The 15,292-nt window shown below is 67.7% G+C and carries 17 protein-coding genes and 1 pseudogene; 9 read left to right on the top strand and 9 right to left on the bottom strand.

Translation table 11 applies throughout. The features are described from left to right. Nucleotides 1-119: 119 nt before the first annotated feature. A pseudogene (locus tag VMT40_RS22295) lies at nt 120-1,441 on the bottom strand (RNA-guided endonuclease InsQ/TnpB family protein). Between the two features lie 269 nt (nt 1,442-1,710). Between VMT40_RS22295 and VMT40_RS22290 the strand changes: the two are divergent. Both VMT40_RS22290 and VMT40_RS22285 read left to right on the top strand, forming a co-directional pair. After that, nucleotides 1,711-2,421, top strand: a complete 711-nt coding sequence (locus VMT40_RS22290; RefSeq protein ID WP_326360536.1) for a metal-dependent hydrolase — start codon at nt 1,711-1,713, stop codon at nt 2,419-2,421. 39 nt (nt 2,422-2,460) lie between these two features. Then, nucleotides 2,461-2,955: a phosphoribosyltransferase gene (locus VMT40_RS22285; protein WP_326310785.1), complete on the top strand. Its 495-nt coding sequence runs from the start codon at nt 2,461-2,463 to the stop codon at nt 2,953-2,955. A gap of 72 nt (nt 2,956-3,027) precedes the next feature. Here VMT40_RS22285 and VMT40_RS22280 read toward each other — a convergent pair whose 3' ends face one another. The 3 genes from VMT40_RS22280 to VMT40_RS22270 form a co-directional block, all read right to left on the bottom strand. Beyond that, a complete protein-coding gene (locus tag VMT40_RS22280; RefSeq protein ID WP_326310784.1) occupies nt 3,028-3,519 on the bottom strand; it encodes a peptidylprolyl isomerase in 492 nt (163 codons plus the stop codon). A gap of 211 nt (nt 3,520-3,730) precedes the next feature. Further along, nucleotides 3,731-4,117: an SMU1112c/YaeR family gloxylase I-like metalloprotein gene (gloA2, locus tag VMT40_RS22275; protein WP_326360535.1), complete on the bottom strand. Its 387-nt coding sequence runs from the start codon at nt 4,115-4,117 to the stop codon at nt 3,731-3,733. Between the two features lie 70 nt (nt 4,118-4,187). Continuing rightward, complete coding sequence (locus tag VMT40_RS22270; protein ID WP_326360534.1) at nt 4,188-4,841, bottom strand: hypothetical protein; 654 nt, start codon at nt 4,839-4,841, stop codon at nt 4,188-4,190. Nucleotides 4,842-4,859: 18 nt separating this feature from the next. Between VMT40_RS22270 and VMT40_RS22265 the strand changes: the two genes are divergently transcribed. Next, nucleotides 4,860-5,027 (top strand): hypothetical protein, encoded by a 168-nt coding sequence (locus tag VMT40_RS22265; protein ID WP_326360533.1) that lies wholly within the window; start codon nt 4,860-4,862, stop codon nt 5,025-5,027. A 115-nt stretch (nt 5,028-5,142) separates the two neighbouring features. Here VMT40_RS22265 and VMT40_RS22260 read toward each other — a convergent pair whose 3' ends face one another. Further along, entirely contained in the window at nt 5,143-5,994 is an 852-nt protein-coding gene (locus VMT40_RS22260) for a fructosamine kinase family protein (protein ID WP_326360532.1), read from the bottom strand. Nucleotides 5,995-6,056: 62 nt separating this feature from the next. Next, a complete protein-coding gene (locus VMT40_RS22255) occupies nt 6,057-6,848 on the bottom strand; it encodes a helix-turn-helix domain-containing protein (protein ID WP_326360531.1) in 792 nt (263 codons plus the stop codon). 121 nt (nt 6,849-6,969) lie between these two features. Between VMT40_RS22255 and VMT40_RS22250 the strand changes: the two genes are divergently transcribed. Beyond that, the gene (locus tag VMT40_RS22250) at nt 6,970-7,755 is read left to right on the top strand and encodes a DeoR/GlpR family DNA-binding transcription regulator (RefSeq protein ID WP_326360529.1); all 786 of its coding nucleotides are present in this window, start codon (nt 6,970-6,972) and stop codon (nt 7,753-7,755) included. A gap of 37 nt (nt 7,756-7,792) precedes the next feature. Further along, the gene (locus tag VMT40_RS22245) at nt 7,793-8,158 is read left to right on the top strand and encodes a hypothetical protein (RefSeq protein WP_326360528.1); all 366 of its coding nucleotides are present in this window, start codon (nt 7,793-7,795) and stop codon (nt 8,156-8,158) included. A 3-nt stretch (nt 8,159-8,161) separates the two neighbouring features. Here the strand turns inward: VMT40_RS22245 and VMT40_RS22240 are convergent, their stop codons facing one another. After that, on the bottom strand, nt 8,162-9,031 hold the full coding sequence (locus VMT40_RS22240; protein ID WP_326360527.1) for an NAD(P)H-binding protein: 870 nt from the start codon (nt 9,029-9,031) through the stop codon (nt 8,162-8,164). Between the two features lie 268 nt (nt 9,032-9,299). Between VMT40_RS22240 and VMT40_RS22235 the strand changes: the two genes are divergently transcribed. After that, the gene (locus tag VMT40_RS22235; protein WP_326360526.1) at nt 9,300-10,136 is read left to right on the top strand and encodes an SDR family oxidoreductase; all 837 of its coding nucleotides are present in this window, start codon (nt 9,300-9,302) and stop codon (nt 10,134-10,136) included. Between the two features lie 141 nt (nt 10,137-10,277). Here VMT40_RS22235 and VMT40_RS22230 read toward each other — a convergent pair whose 3' ends face one another. Beyond that, the gene (locus tag VMT40_RS22230; protein WP_326360525.1) at nt 10,278-10,835 is read right to left on the bottom strand and encodes a sugar O-acetyltransferase; all 558 of its coding nucleotides are present in this window, start codon (nt 10,833-10,835) and stop codon (nt 10,278-10,280) included. A 30-nt stretch (nt 10,836-10,865) separates the two neighbouring features. On the opposite strand from VMT40_RS22230, the gene VMT40_RS22225 reads away from it, so the two are divergent. The 3 genes from VMT40_RS22225 (at nt 10,866) to VMT40_RS22215 (ending at nt 13,536) form a co-directional block, all read left to right on the top strand. Beyond that, the gene (locus tag VMT40_RS22225; protein ID WP_326360524.1) at nt 10,866-11,765 is read left to right on the top strand and encodes a TIGR03619 family F420-dependent LLM class oxidoreductase; all 900 of its coding nucleotides are present in this window, start codon (nt 10,866-10,868) and stop codon (nt 11,763-11,765) included. A gap of 60 nt (nt 11,766-11,825) precedes the next feature. Further along, nucleotides 11,826-12,185, top strand: a complete 360-nt coding sequence (locus VMT40_RS22220) for an iron chaperone (RefSeq protein ID WP_326360522.1) — start codon at nt 11,826-11,828, stop codon at nt 12,183-12,185. Nucleotides 12,186-12,324: 139 nt separating this feature from the next. Continuing rightward, entirely contained in the window at nt 12,325-13,536 is a 1,212-nt protein-coding gene (locus tag VMT40_RS22215; RefSeq protein ID WP_326360521.1) for a hypothetical protein, read from the top strand. A 7-nt stretch (nt 13,537-13,543) separates the two neighbouring features. Here the strand turns inward: VMT40_RS22215 and VMT40_RS22210 are convergent, their stop codons facing one another. After that, nucleotides 13,544-15,025, bottom strand: coding sequence for a DUF4153 domain-containing protein (locus tag VMT40_RS22210; RefSeq protein ID WP_326360520.1), 1,482 nt, complete (start codon nt 15,023-15,025; stop codon nt 13,544-13,546). Nucleotides 15,026-15,292: the final 267 nt, after the last annotated feature.

Raw genomic sequence — 15,292 nt, 5'->3', positions numbered from 1 at the left:
GCGTCCTCAATTCACAGCGGTACAGGTACCGCTATGAGCTTCGGTTCTCGCGTCACACGAGCCGGTTCCACCGCCACCCAAGGGATGTCGGCCAGCGCCTTCCCATCGGCGAGCCTTGGTTACCCGGCCCCCTGCAGGGAGGTCCGGGGGTCGTGAGAGTTCTTCTGCACAGTCGGCCACAACGCCAGGTTCACCGCGGCGTTGAGGTCGCGATCCCTGTGCAATCCACAGCCACACACGAAGGTTCGATTCGCCAGCACGAGGCTGGGATTCACCGCACCGCAGCCTGAACAGCGCTTACTCGAAGGGAACCAGCGATCGGCGATCACTACTTCGCCTCCCCGCCATTGCTGCTTGTAGGTCAGCAACTGCGCGAGCTCACTCCATCCAGCATCGCTGATCGCCCTGGCCAACCTCCGATTCCGCAGCAACCCCATGACATGCAGATCTTCGATGACGAGTCGGTCGTGGGTATTGACCAACGCGTTAGCGACTTCATGCAGGATGTGCGGCGAACGTTTGCCACCCGGATGTGGTGCCGCGCCAACCGGATAGCGGCACGATCTCGGTTTCGAGAGCCGTTCTGTTTACGGGACAACGCCTTCGACAATCGCCGCAGGTCTCTCAACCCTGCGACGTACGGACGTGGTGGCGCGTCGATGTGCATTACTTCGGCACCGTCAGCGGTAGCGGCAACGAGGAAAGCCGTGAGACCGCGATCAACACCGATCCATCCCTCCGTGCCGCCGCGGTCGGAGTGGCGTTTCCCTGAGTGCAGGTCAGCCGCTTCACAAGCCACGCTGATCCACCATCGGCCAACCCGCTGAGTCACCGTCACCGACAGAATTTTCGCCCGCCCTGTCGCGACCATACGACGCACGCGCCGCGTGTCCTCACGTACGCGAATCGCCCCGATGCCGGGCACAGTGATCGATCGAGGCACGCCATTGTCACCTACGCGGATAGCCGGACGCCCGCCCTTCGCATTCTTGTTCCGCAGCCTGAACGTTGCGATCGTTGTCTTCTTACTTTTGAAACGAGGAAATCCCATGCGCCTGCCGCGACGACTGCCATTGCGGAAACCGGAGAATGCGGCGAGAGCACGTCCGCAGTCGGAGGCCGCTTCTTCGAAGACCTGTTGACACAGTTCTCGTCGCCAGGTAAGTCCGGTCACCACAACCTCGGCCGTCCCATCTGAAGCCACCGCGAACACGCGACCGGCGGCCTCCGACTTCTTCCACGCATTGAAGGAATTGATCAGATCGAATCTGGTCCATGGAACAGGGTGCCCTGGGTCGGACTGGCGTTGGTTCAGAGCGTCTTTCACCATGCCGAGGCATTGGTTGAACGCGAAGCGCGCGGCTCCTGCATGACGAGCGAACAGCTCAGCCTGCTCGACTGTGGGGTCGAGTCGAAACCGGAAAGCGGTGTGCCTGCTCACCTTCGTGAGTGTGACACATGCCACCGACACAGACGCACAGCCGGACCGGGTTGCCGCCTGCCATTGTCCATACTGACCGCCATCTAACCAGCGCAAATCTCTCACTCAACCCAATTGCGTTGTCCTATTGGACGATTCACAATCCGGTCGAGTTGGACGATTCACAATCCGGTCGAGATCCATGCCCGAACCGTTGCCTCCGACAAGGAAAGCCGGACCAGACACTCGAGCTGAAACTACTTTCAGTCAGATCCGCTAACCTTCAAGCGGTGCTAGGACATTCACATGCGACCAGCGGCGCGCTCGCCTGGTCGGCGGCAGCGGCGGCGCTACCGTTCACCGTCTTGACCTATCCCGCAGTACAATCCGGGGCCATCGGCTCCGTCGATCTGGTGATGGGCACCTTCCTCACCGCGGGCGCCGCGCTCCTCCCCGACGCCGATCACCCCTCGGGCACCATTTCCCATGTGCTGGGGCCGATCTCGCACTACGCCTGCAAGTTCATCTCGTGGATCTCCGGCGGGCACCGCCACGGCACCCACAGCTTCGCCTTCGTCGCCGCCGTCACCTACGGCACCTGGGCCGGGGAACACCTGCTCGGCCGCTACTTCACGCTCTCGCTGGTGTTCTTCCTGCTCGCCCTCGCCGTCAAGGCCCTCGGCCTCGCACCCAACGGCGAGGGCATCAAATCCTGGGGCACCGTGGTCATTCTCGCCGTCTGCGGCACCTTCGCCATCGACCACTGGATCAGCGACAAACCCACCTGGCTGCCCTTCTCCGTCGGACTCGGCGCCCTCGCCCACCTCATCGGCGACTGCCTCACCGACCGTGGCTGTCGCCTGCTGTGGCCGTTGAAGATCCGCACCCGCATCCCGATCATCGACCGCACCGGCAACAAGATCGAAACCATGGTGCTGGTGCCGCTGTTCGCCCTCGGCACCCTGGCCCTGCTCTGGTACACGCTCACCCACCATCCGTAGGATTCTCGGCACCACGGCAGCGGCAGAACGGAGAGCAGCATGAGCGATCGCGAGGAACTGAGCTGGGAGCTATTCGGTGACGCCAGCCGCGATCTGGCCCAGGAGATCGCCGACGACGGCTTCGAACCCGACCTCATCCTGTCGATCGCCCGCGGCGGACTCTTCGTGGCGGGCGCCCTCGGCTACGCCCTCGACGTGAAGAACCTCCACGTCATGAACGTCGAGTTCTACACCGGCGTCGACCAGCGCCTCGACCTGCCCGTCATGCTCCCGCCCGTCCCCAACGCCGTCGACCTCACCGGCGCGACCGTCCTGGTCGCCGATGATGTCGCCGACACCGGCAAGACCCTCAAGCTGGTGCGCGACTTCTGCTCCGCCCACGTCGCCGAGGTCCGCTGCGCGGTCATCTACCAGAAGCCGCACTCCGAAGTGGACTGCGAATACGTGTGGAAGCGCACCGACCGCTGGATCAACTTCCCGTGGTCGGTGCTGCCGCCGGTGGTCAAACGCGAGGTCCGCGTCCTCGACGCCTAACCCCTTCTGTAGCAACGACGACGGCCCGGAACCCCACGGTTCCGGGCCGTACGTCTATCGCTGCGAAACGGGTCAGACCAGCTCGGCGGAGAAGATGGTGATCGGCTCGACCGGCACATCCGAGTGCCCGGCCTTGTTGCCGGTGCGCACGCCCTCGATCGCGTCCACCACGGCGGTGCCGTCGGTGACCTTGCCGAACACCGCGTAGCCCCAGCCGTCCTGGCCCGGGTAGTTCAGGAAGCCGTTGTTGCTGGTGTTGATGAAGAACTGCGCGCTGGCCGAGTGCGGGGCCGAGGTACGCGCCATGGCGACGGTGTACTTGTCGTTCTTGAGGCCATTGTTGGCCTCGTTCTCGACCTGGTTCGGCGCGGGCTTCTGCTGCATCTCGGCGGTCAGGCCGCCGCCCTGGATCATGAAGTTCGGGATCACCCGGTGGAACACGGTGTCCGTGTAGTGGCCCGCCTTGACGTAGTCGACGAAGTTGGCGACGGTCTTGGGTGCCTTGGCCTCGTCCAGTTCCAGGGTGATGTCCCCGGCGGAGGTCTTCAGGAGCACTTTGGTCATGCGACCCATCGTATGGGAGCGCCCAATCCAGCGACCGAGCGGCATCGAATAGCCGCTCCCCTCTTCGAGGTTGGAGGGTGATGAGTGTGGTCAGGAGTGCGAGGGGTTGTGATTGCCGGAGTGTTTTTCAAAACGAGCCAACATGCGTTGATGCGCATATTTCCATTTCCTAATTTTCGAGATTGACAGGCCCCGCCGGGAGGCTCCGATCTCAGGCTTCGTACAGCTCGAGCGGCAGATCGTCGGGGTCGGCGAAGAACGCGAACCGCTTCCCCGTGTACTCGTCGACTCGCACCTCTTCCACCGCCACTCCCCTACCCCGCAGCTCTGCCAGGGCCTCCTCCACGTCCGCGACCACGAACGCGAGGTGCCGCAGTCCGGCCGCCTCGGGTCGGGAGGGTCGCGCGGGCGGGTCCGGGAAGGAGAACAGCTCGAGCTGTCCGCCATCCGGCAGGGCGAGATCCAGCTTGTAGGAACGCCTTTCGGCGCGATAGTTCTCCGCGATCACCTTCAGGCCGAGGATCTCGGTGTAGAACGCCTTCGACTTCTCGTAATCCGAGGCGATGATCGCGACGTGGTGGATCCGCTGCAGCTGCACTCCCCCGACGCTAGCGCACAGCAATTCGGCGAAGCCGGAGGTCTTGCTCGGCGGAGCCGGACGCCGTGGGTTAGCGCGCGGGCACCTCGACCGCGATTTCCCCGCCGAGGTGATAGCCGTCGGCGAGGCGCAGGTTGTCGCCACTCCAAAACCGGCCCGGGTCATACCAGTTGGGCCGTTTCTGCGGCAGCAGTCCCATGGCTTGGTAAGTCATAGCGACGATTTCGGCGCAGTACGCGTTCTCGAGCCCGGCTTCGGATTCGGGGTCTCTCGTTCGTTTCGGCAGCGGCACGCGGCCTTTGAGCCACCGTCCCGCGAGGGCGCTGGTGGACGGGAAGGGCATGCCGTCGAGTCGTGCGACCGTGCGCAGTGCGGCGTCTTCCATGTCCTTGGTGACGGGTCGATCCAGCTGGCGTATCCAGGCCTGCTGCCCGTAGTCGTGGGCCCATCGCAGGACCGCGGCTCGCAGGTCGTGCAGTTGTGCGCCGCGGTGGTGGTTGCCCGACCAGACGTCCGGTAGTGCCCGCCCGAGTTCGGCGTGCCAGATGAGCGCGGGCAGATCGTCGATGACCAGGGCCATGCCGACGTGGTTGACCGGGCTGTTGGTGAGTCCGCGAATCGCGCGGTCGGCGTGGGAGTGTCCGCGGAACAGCCACAGGTCACCGGTCCGCGTGAGCTCCACGGCTTGGTCCAACTCGACATGTGAGATCACTTCGCGTGGCACGGCGACTAGCCTAGGCGTATGCGCTGGTGGAAGGTACTCGGCTTGGCAGGTGCGGCGGGCGTGGCGGCGACAGGAGTGGTGATCGTCCGGTCGGAGCGTAAGCGTCGCGCTTACACCCCGGATCAGGTTCGCGACCGCTTGCACGCGCGCCTCGCGGAGCAGTCCACCGCGACCGAGCGGAGCTGATCTCCGGGTGTCGAGCCCACATGGGCCGATTCCTGCACAATCCGGCGTCCGCGGGCAGGTTCCTGCCCAATTCGCTGTCCTAATGCAGGAATTGGCCCATTCCACCTGAGTTGAGCTAGGCGGCGAGAGCAGAAGCCGCTGCGGCGAGGAGCATTCCGCGGTAGGAGCCGCCGAACAACACTACGTGTACCAGCAGAGGGTGTAGTTGGTGCAGTGGGATGCGTTGGCGCCAGCCTGAATTCAGGGGCGATATCTCTTGGTAGGCGGCGAGGATGCGGTCGAGGTGGGGGGTGCCGAAGAGGGCGAGCATGGCGAGGTCGGTTTCGCGGTGGCCGCCGTGGGCGGCGGGGTCGATGAGCAGGGCGTGGTCGGGGGTCCAGAGGATGTTGCCGGACCAGAGGTCGCCGTGGATGCGGGCGGGGGGTTCGGGTGGGCCGGAGAGGTCGTCGATGCGGGTGATGACGCGTTCGATCAGGCGGGTGCCGTCGCGGCCGAGGTGGGGTGCGGCGGCGGGGAGGTAGGGGGCGAGGCGGTGGTGGGCGTACCAGGTGCCCCAGTTTTCGGTGGCGGGGGTGTTGTCGAGTGGGAGGGTGGCGATGTAGCCGGTCCAGGGTGCGCCGTAGGTGGTGGGGGTGGCGTTGTGGAGGGTTGCGAGGTCGCGGCCGAGGCGTTCGGCGGCGGTGGGGGTGGCGGATTGGGTTGGCTGCCAGGGCAGGACGAGCATGTGGGGGTCGGCGGCGAGGACGGGTGGGACGAGGTCGGGGTGGCCTTCGGCGAGCCAGCGTAGGCTCGCGGCTTCGGCGGTGAGGGCTTGGGAGGTGTCGCCGTCGTGTAGGGCTTTGACGAAAAGGGTTCGGCCGTCGGTGGTTTCGGCGCGGTGCAGGGTCCAGGCGTGGCTGTTGCCGAGGGGGTGCAGGCGTGCGACGGGTTCGCCGGTGAGGTGGGCGAGGTGGGTGGGCACGTCCATGGGTTTCCATTGTGGGGTATGAGACCGGCTGAGCGGACCGACTAGTCGGAAGGGGTGGGTGTTCAGGTGCCGGGGATGGCGATGCGGTCGCGCAGTAGTGCGGCGGTGGTGGCGTCGGCGGGGAAGAAGGCTTCGATGGCGAGTTCGGCGACGGTGATGTTCATGGGTGTGCCGAAGACGGTGGTGGCGCTGAGGAAGGCGAGTTCGTGGCCGTCGTGGCGCAGGCGCAGGGGGACGACGGTTTGGTCGGGTTCGGGGAGGCCGGGTGCTTCCTCGCCGCCGGGGTAGGCGCGCAGTTCTTCGAGCAGGGTGACGAGTTCCGGGGAGCCGGTGACGTCGATTTGGTGTTGGAGGCGTTCGAAGATGTGGCCGCGCCATTCGGGGAGGTTGATGATGCGCGGTGCCAGGCCGTCGGGGTGCAGGGTGAGGCGGAGGCCGTTGACGGGTGGTTGGAGCAGGGCGGGGTCGACGCCGTCGACGAAGAGGGCGACTCCGGCGTTGGCGTCGACCATGGTCCAGGTGGCGTCGATGGCGAGGGCGGGGTGGGGTTCGAGGCCGGTGAGGATTTGGCGCAGCGCGTCGCGGATGGGTTGCATGGTGGGGTTGTCGAGGGTGGGTTCGCCGTAGATGGGGGCGTATCCGGCGGCTAGGAGCATGCGGTTGCGTTCGCGCAGGGGGATGTCGAGTTCGTCGGACAGGTGCAGCAGCATGTGGCGGCTGGGTGTGGCGCGGCCGGTTTCGATGAAGCTGAGGTGGCGGGTGGAGGTGTCGGCGCGGCCTGCGAGTTCGAGTTGGCTGAGGCGTCGGGTGGTGCGCCAGTGTCGGAGGAGGTCGCCTGCCGTGGGTGTCGCCATGTGCCGATCGTACGAATGATCAAGCGTCGCTTTCCATTACCCGGTGGGTAATGGTGATGCCTCCCCTGTCGATTCGAACTCACCTCTGTTCATTCGAACATCACTCTGTTAGAACTGTGGGGTGGATGCTGGCGAACGGTTGGATGTGACGCTGCGGCTGGTGCAGGGCGGCGAGCGGGCGTCGGTGTCGGAATTGGCTCAGCGCCTGGGTGTTTCGGAGATGACGGTGCGCCGGGATCTGGACACCCTGGAACGGCGCGGGCTGGTGCGGCGGGTGCACGGCGGCGCGATCGCCACGCACACGCGCACGCGGGCAGGCGGTTTCGCCGATCGCGCGGGCTGGTCGACCGCGATCAAGGATCGCCTCGGCGCGGCGGTGGCGGGGTTGATCGCACCGGGTTCGCGGGTGCTGCTGGATGCGGGCACGACGACGGTGCATGTCGCGCAGGCGTTGATCGACCGCGCGCCGTTGACGGTGACCGCGCTGAGCTTGCAGACCGCGGCGCGCCTGGCCGATCAGCCGGATATCGAGTTGCTGGTGTGCGGTGGCCGTTCTCGTCCGGGTGAGCAGTCGTTGGTCGGCCCGGTGGCGTTGCGGGCGATCGAGTCGCTGGCCTTCGATGTGTTCGTCATGTCGATCGGCGGCGTGCACGCCGAGTACGGCTGGTCGGAGTTCTCGCTCGAGGACGCGGCGGTGAAGCAGGCGGGTATTGCCCAGTCGGCGTGCGTGATCGCGGTCGCCGATGCGACCAAGCTCGGGGTGCGGGCCTTCAGCCAGGTCGCTCCGCTGGGCGCGGCGCACGAGTTCGTCACCGACCGCACCGCCGCGGAGGCGTCCATTCATCCGGCCGGACCGGCCACCCTCGATGCCCTGCGAGAGGCGGGCGTCGTCCTCCATATGGCGTGAACCGATTGTGCGTGAACCGATTACGAAGGAGTCCCCCGTGTCGAATGCTCAGATGATCCTGGTCGCGGGCCCGTACCGTTCCGGTACCGGCGACGATCCGGCCAAGCTGGCCGCGAATGTGCGGGCCATGAACGAAACCGCGCTCACCCTGTTCCGGGCCGGGCATCTTCCGGTCACCGGTGAGGCCTTGGCGCTGCCGTTGCTGGAGGTCGCGGGCAGTGCCCGGATCGGTGATCGGCTCTACGACGAGATCTTTCACCCCTTCGCCGAACAGCTGCTGTCGCGCTGTGATGCGGTGTTGCGCATCGGCGGCCCGTCCGAGGGCGCGGATCGCATGGTCGCGCAGGCGCGGGCCGAGGGCAAAGCGGTGTACGCGAGCCTCGCGGAGGTGCCGCCCGCCTGAGCGTCAGTGCGGGGCGGGGCGGTGAATGGCGAAGTCGGATAGGGTGATCGGCGGGTGGCCGCCGTATTTCTCGATCGACGGCGTCACCTGGTAGAGCCCGGTGCCTTCGCCGAGCAGGCGGAAGATCTCCCACAGTTTGCTCAGGTGTTCGGCCGCGTGCGGGGATCCGTAGAACTCGAGGGCCCACCGATGCCAGGTGTCCGGATCGGTGTCGTGATAGGTGCGGCCCAGGGCGCGCGCAGCGGAGCCGATGGACACCACATCACCGGTGAGCAGCAGGACGGGGTCGACGTCGAGGGTGGGGTCGCTCAGCAGTCCGGCGGCGACGCGGGCGACGTCGGAGGCCGCGACCAGCGGTAGTTCGGTGGTTTCGGGTCCCATGGGCAGGCTGAGCCCCTCCCCGCCGCCGGTGTCGGCGATGCGGGCGAGGTTTTCGTGGAAGACGGCCGCGCGCAAGTGGATTGCGCCGATATCGGCCCAGTCCAGGATTTGTTCGGCGACCCAGTGCTGGCGCATGCGCGGGGTCAACGCCTGCGGGCCCGCGGCGAGTTGGGAGACCGCGACGACGCGTGGGAGTTCGGCTTCGCGGGCGGCGACGGCGAACGCGCCGACGGCGTCGAGGAGTCCGTCGATGACCGGGTAGGTGAAGTACGCGCCGCGCACCCCGGTCATGGCGGTGCGCACGAACGCCAGATCGCGCAGGTCGCCGACGACGACCTGTGCGCCGAGGGCGCGCAGCAGATGCGCGCGATGGTCGTCGCGGTGGACGAGGGCGCGCACCGGGATGCCGCGGCCGAGTAGTTGTGCGGTGAGGTGCCGTCCGGTGGATCCATCGCGCCCCCCGGCGGCACCGGTGACCAGTACCGGCTCCATGTCTCAACGGTACGGGCTGCGGGGTTGTGGCACGGGCGGTTCGCGGCGCTCGCGCTTTCCGCTTATGCGGCTGGGGCCGACCGTGATTGCGGTGGTGCGAATCGGCCGGGGGTTGTCACCGGGCATTCCGTCCAATGCCACAGATCCGGTTCACCACCCGAACACGGTCGTTACTCGTTGCGCGGCAGTGCCTTTCGCATGATCAGCAGCACGAGAGGGTGTCCGGATCCCGCGACAGGGCGGCTCGGGTGTGGCAGGCTGGCAGGGCATGAGCACCATGCTGATCACGGGGGCCACGTCGGGGATCGGCTTGGCCGCCGCACGCCAACTCGCCGCCGACGGACACCAGGTGATCCTGGTCGGTCGCAATCCCGAGAAACTCAGCGCCGCCACCGAACTGGTGCGGTCGACGGCCACCGCCGACGTCGACGCCCTCGAATGCGATCTGGCCTCCCTCGATGCGGTGCGCGAACTCGCCGCAACGGTCACCAAGACCTACGACCGCCTCGACGTGCTGGCCAACAACGCAGGCGGATTCCACCTGCGCCGCGCCGAAACCCGCGATGGACTCGAGGCCACCTTCGCCGTCAACCATCTGGCCGGTTTCCTGCTCACCGAGCTCCTGCTGGATCTGCTGCGCGAGAGCGCCCCCTCGCGCATCCTGTTCACGTCCTCGGTCATGCACTACGGCAACACCTTCGACTTCGACGACCCGCAGCTGCGCCACGGCTACAGCGGCACCTCGGCCTACGGGCGCGCCAAACTCGCCAACATCCTCTACACCCGCGACCTGGCCCAACGCCTGACCGGAACCCGCGTCACCGCCAATGCCTTTCACCCCGGCGTGGTGGCCACCGGCATCTGGGACGCCGCCCCCTGGTTCGCCCGCCCGGTCATGGCGCTGGGCAAACGCCTGTTCATGATCACCCCCGAGGAAGGCGGGCGCGCCCTCACCTATCTGGCCACCGATCCCGACGTCTCCGCCGTCACCGGCTGCTACTTCCAACGCAACCGAGTCAAAGCCCCCTCCCCCGCCGCCCAGGACGACGCCGCGGCCACCCGCCTGCACCGGCTCTGCGCCGAGTTGACGGGTCTGCCCGCGTGAGTTCGACCGCGCCCGGTTTCTGCTGGCCTTGCGGGTAATTCGTCCGCGCTGGTTCGCCAACACGGACTCGGTGCGCGGTGGCGACCACCGCGGCGGCGATGACCCGGCCGGGCGCTCCCGACGGCGCGTGCTGGCCTGCGGTCAGAGAGTGCGGATGATGCGGGCGGGATTGCCTGCGGCGAAGACCTTCTCGGGCAGGTCGCGGGTGACGACACTGCCCGCGCCGACCACCGTGTTCTCACCGATCGTGACGCCCGGACACACGATCACGCCGCCGCCGAGCCACACATTGTCGCCAATGGTGATGGGAGCGGCGGTTTCCCAGCGCTGACGGCGCAGGTCGTGGTCGTGCATCGGGTGCAAAGCAGTGAGCAGTTGGGTGCGGGGGCCGATGGAGACGTCGTCGCCGATGGTGATGGGAGCGCAGTCCATGAGGATGGCGTCGTAGTTGAGGAAGCTGTTGCGGCCCAGGCGGATCAGATGGCCGTAGTCGCATTGGAAGCGCGGCATGATCCACGAGCCTTCGCCGATCGCGCCGAGGAGCTCTTCGAGGATGGCGCGGCGTTGGAGGTCCTGTCCGGACAAGGTGGCGTTGAATCGGTCCAGCAATTCCTGGCAGTGCAGCCGTTCGGCGACGAGTTCGGGATCGTTGTCGCGGTAGAGCTGTCCGGCCAGCATGCGGTCTTTGTGTTCTCCCACCCGACCCATCCTGTCTGGTATCACCGAAGGGTGAAAATCGGCTTCGCTCTTCCGCAATGCGGTCCGCAGGCGCGTGCGGGCGCCCAGATCGCGCACTACGCGACCACGCTCGAACAGGCCGGGGCCGACAGCCTCTGGGTCGGTGACCGGCTCCTCGCCGCCACGAACCCGAAGGTCGGCTACGCCGGCCGCGACACCATTCCCGACGAATTCAACTTCGTGCTCGACCCGTTCGTGCTGCTCGGCATCGCGGCCGCGGTCACCGAACGGGTCACATTGGGCGCGAATGTGCTCATCGCGCCGCTGTATCGGCCCACACCGCTGGCTCGCGCGCTCACCACTCTCGACGTGGTCAGCAATGGTCGGCTCGTCCCCGGCTTCGGGATCGGCTGGTCGCCGGAGGAGTACGAGGCCGCCGGAGTCCCGTTCGCCCAGCGCGGCGCGCGGATGGAGGAGATTCTCGATGCGCTCGAAGCCATCTGGACCACCGACCCCGCCGCATACCAGGGTCGCTACGTCACCGTTCCCGAGCATCGCAGTGAGTTGAAGCCGGTGCAGCGGCCCCGACCGCCGTTCTATCTGGGTGCGTTCAACCCGGCCGGGCTCGCCCGGGTCGGCCGCCGCGCCGACGGCTGGCTGCCGGTGGTCCCGGTGCCCGGCCCGCCCGGCTGGGGCTCCCAATTGGTGAAGATGCGCGCGGCCGTCGACCAGGCCGCCGTCGAGGCGGGCCGCGACCCGAAGGCCATCGACACGGTCGTGCGCGTCAATGTGGCCGCGGGCACCGACCTCGCGGTGGTGGCCGACACCATCGAATCCGTCGCCGCCGACACCGGATTCGACGACTTCTTCATCGACCTGCTCTACCTCGCCGACAACGTCGAGGCCAGCCTCGACACCGCCCTGGCATTACTGCAACGCCCGCGCGGCTGAGCGGTACCGTCGATTCGAACGTCGAATCGAACACGTCGACTGTCGGAAAGGTGGCCCGTCATGGCCAAACCCGAACCCCGCACCGTCGAGGAATACCTGGCGGGCCAACCCGCTCCTATGCGCGAGGCCCTCGAACACGTGCGCGCCACGGTGCGCGCCGCGCTCCCGGAGGCCACCGAAACCCTCAGCTACAAGATGCCGACCGTGGAAGTGGGCGGGAAACCGATCATGTACTTCGCGGGCTGGAAGAAACACCTGTCGGTGTATCCGGTGCCCCGCGGTGACGCCGCCTTCGAGGCGGCCATCGCCCCCTACCGGGTGGGCAAGGGCAGCCTGAACTTCCCGCTGAAGAACCCCGTCCCCTTCGAGCTCATCGGCGATATCGCGACCCGCCTGGCCACCCAGCGCGGCGGACACTAGCCGGGTCGGCGAATCGGACACCAGCCGGGTGGGCGAATCGGGCGCGCACCCGGCATACTCGATCCCGTTGTGCCGCAGGGCCGCCCGGGTGAGTGCTCGGAGCACCGGTCCGGGGGTGTGTGGAAGGGAGTTCGGGCCGGTGGGGTTGCGCAGTCCGGTCGCGTTGGCCGGAGTCGTGGGAGTCGGGGTACCGGTGCTCGCGGCGGGGGTGGTCGCGGGACTCACCATCAAAACCGGGGAGACCGGGCCGTATCCGACCTCGGCCAGTACCGAGTCGACATCGAGCACACCGACCGCCACCTTGCAGGCAGCTCCGGTCGTCGCGCCCGTCGTCGCGGATCCGGTTGGCTTCCAACCCGATTCGATCAACTTCATTTCCGCCGACGAAGGCTGGGCGCTGGGCCGCACCTACCCGTGCGCGAGCGAACCGTGCCAGTCGCTGCGGCACACCACCGACGGCGGACGCACCTGGCAGGCGGTGACGCTTCCCGCGCCCTTGCTGCCGAACTCGCCGACTCACGACACCAACGCCCGAGGCTGGGTGAAGTTCGCCGATGCCCGCAATGGCTGGGTGGGTGTGGACGGCACGCTGTTCGCCACCCATGACGGCGGCAAGAGCTGGAAGCAGGTCCCGCTCGACATCAATGCGGTGATGGGCGATTTCACCCTGACCGTCGCCGAGGACAGCGCCTATATCGCGGCGACGCAGCCGGGCGAGAAGACCGTGCTGTTCACCAGTCCCGTCGACAGCGACTCCTGGACCGAGACCACCGATCTTCCCGTCGCGGTGGGCGGGGGTCCCGATCCGTCGGCCGCGGTCACCGTCGTCGGCACCCGCGCCTGGGTGGTCGTCACCAACCGCACTCGCAGCGGGGCCCGCCTCGTGGACGGGACGTGGAGTCCGTGGAAGCTGCCCTGCGGCGGCAACGGGCCCGCCGACTGGCACGCGCTGTCAGAGCGGCGGGTGCTCGCGTTGTGCGGGCGGCCCGGTCCCGCCCAGAACGACAGCGCCACCACCCATCTCATGACCTCCACCGACGGTGGTGCGACCTTCACCGACACCGGGCAGCTGGCGCCGTCGTTGGCGAATGACGCGGTCCTGATGCCCGCCGACGCCAGCCACCTGGTCGCCGCGCTCGACGATCGCGTGCTCACTTCGGCCGACGGCGGCGAGTCCTGGACCATCGCCTACACCGCACCCGATCGGGACTGGGAACCGGTTGCCGGGGAATTCACCACCGAGACAACTGGTTTCGTGATCCTGGCGCACACCGGGTCGGCGCACAACGCCTCGATGATGCTCACCACCGACGACGCCGGGCGCACCTGGACACCGGTGAGCTTCGGCTGAGCGGCCGTCAGCGGTCGGCGGTGGCGCGCGAGTAGTTCCAGCCCTGCCACGAATCATGGCTCAGGCGCGCGCGAACGGCATTCACGATCATGGCACGCTCGGGCTCGGGCAGCCGGTCGGTGGCGGGCAGGACATCGGTCGACAAGGTGCCCAGGTAGTCGGCGTCCAAACGCTTGCCCGACTGCCAGCGGTCGATATTGCGGTCGGCCACGAAGCCTTCCGGATTCACCACGGCCAGACCCAGCAGTGTCACCGCCGCCGCGCCGACCGCCGCGCGCGGCACCCAACCCCGCCGCAACCGGATCAGGCTCGCCAACACCAGCAGATACACCAGCGCGATCCAGCCTTCGAACACCTCCACCAGCAATCGCATCACGGTGAACCCGTAGGCCTGCTGGTAGGTCCACATCCGATGCAGCGCCGAGGCGACGATCACCAACGTCAAACCGCACACCACCGCGACCGCGCCCCGCAACCACCGCCGCTCGCCGCTGGACTGCTGCCGGGCATAGCGCAGCACCGCGCCGATGACCGCCAAAGTCAGCATGCTCACGATCGACAGCTGCCAGAACCCGCTGCGCGCGTACTCCGCATACGTCAGCCCGGCCGTCCGCTGCACATACCCGTCCCCGCCGAACAGCACCGCGATCTGCGTCCCCACGAACGCCGCGAACACAATCGTCAACGCCCCCACCGGAATCCCCCACTCCACCGGTGAGAACCGCCGAATCCCCAACCAGCCCAGCGGATCCACCCCCTCGGCATCCTCGCCTGCCTCGGCCTCATCGGCGTGCGAGGCCCCAGGCGGCGGTCCGGCCAGCAGATACAGCGCCCCCGCAGTCCCGAGCCCCGCGACCACGAACACGAATCCCCACCGCATCACCGCGGGCACGTCGATCCGCGGCAGCAGCCCGTTCACCAGCCCCGCGAACACCGCGTCGGCCCCCGCCAGCAATGGCACCACCGCCAACAACAGTGCGGCGGCCACCGCCACCGACCACCCCACCCGCAGTGCCCCCGGCCGCACCCGGCCCCTCGTGCGCCCCAGCGCCCGATACAGCCACGGCACCGACATCACCGCCGAGAACGGCACCGCCACCACGTCGAACCACAACCCATAGATCGAGCGCGGCACCACCGCCAACGACCCCGCCACCGCGGCACCCACCAGACACAGCGCGAAAAGCCACGGCGCATCACGCACCACCCCAACCCCCAACAGCGCCAACGCCAGCCCGGTCCACCCCGCCCGCTCCCACCGAACCTGCCAGGAACCCTCGCCAGCGGATGCGTCGGCCCCCTCGACCGACGCATCCTGGTCATTCAGCGCGGCGGCACGGCGGGCGGCCCGATCCACCCCGTAGACAGCGCCCGCGATCGTCGACCCCGCGAGCAGCCATCCCAGGCCCGGGCGATCGAGGGGCACGAACACGGCCGCGGCCACCCCTGCGGCCACGGTGGCCGCCACCAACCCGCCGGGGATCGGCACAACACGCGAACGCGGCGGAATAGGCTGGGGCACAGGATGATTCGCAGGTCGGCGGGTACCGGACGGGGGCGGGTTCGAGCCCGGTCTCCCCGGAGCAGCTGGGGAGCCGAGCTGATTCGCGGCGGTGGTCGGATCGGCCGCGGCGGGTTGGCGATCGGGCGCTGCGGATTCGGGATCTGGTGTGGTGTCAGGATTTTCGGGCATGGCGGAGCCTCCGATGGGTGTGCGGGACCGTCCCGGGAGCGCGGGGCGCTGCGGGAGGGTCGG

The sequence above is a fragment of the Nocardia sp. CDC160 genome (assembly GCF_035818795.1).
Lineage (GTDB): Bacteria > Actinomycetota > Actinomycetes > Mycobacteriales > Mycobacteriaceae > Nocardia.
Note: the sequence above shows the minus strand (reverse complement) of the source record. Positions and strands in the feature narration are given on the sequence as shown.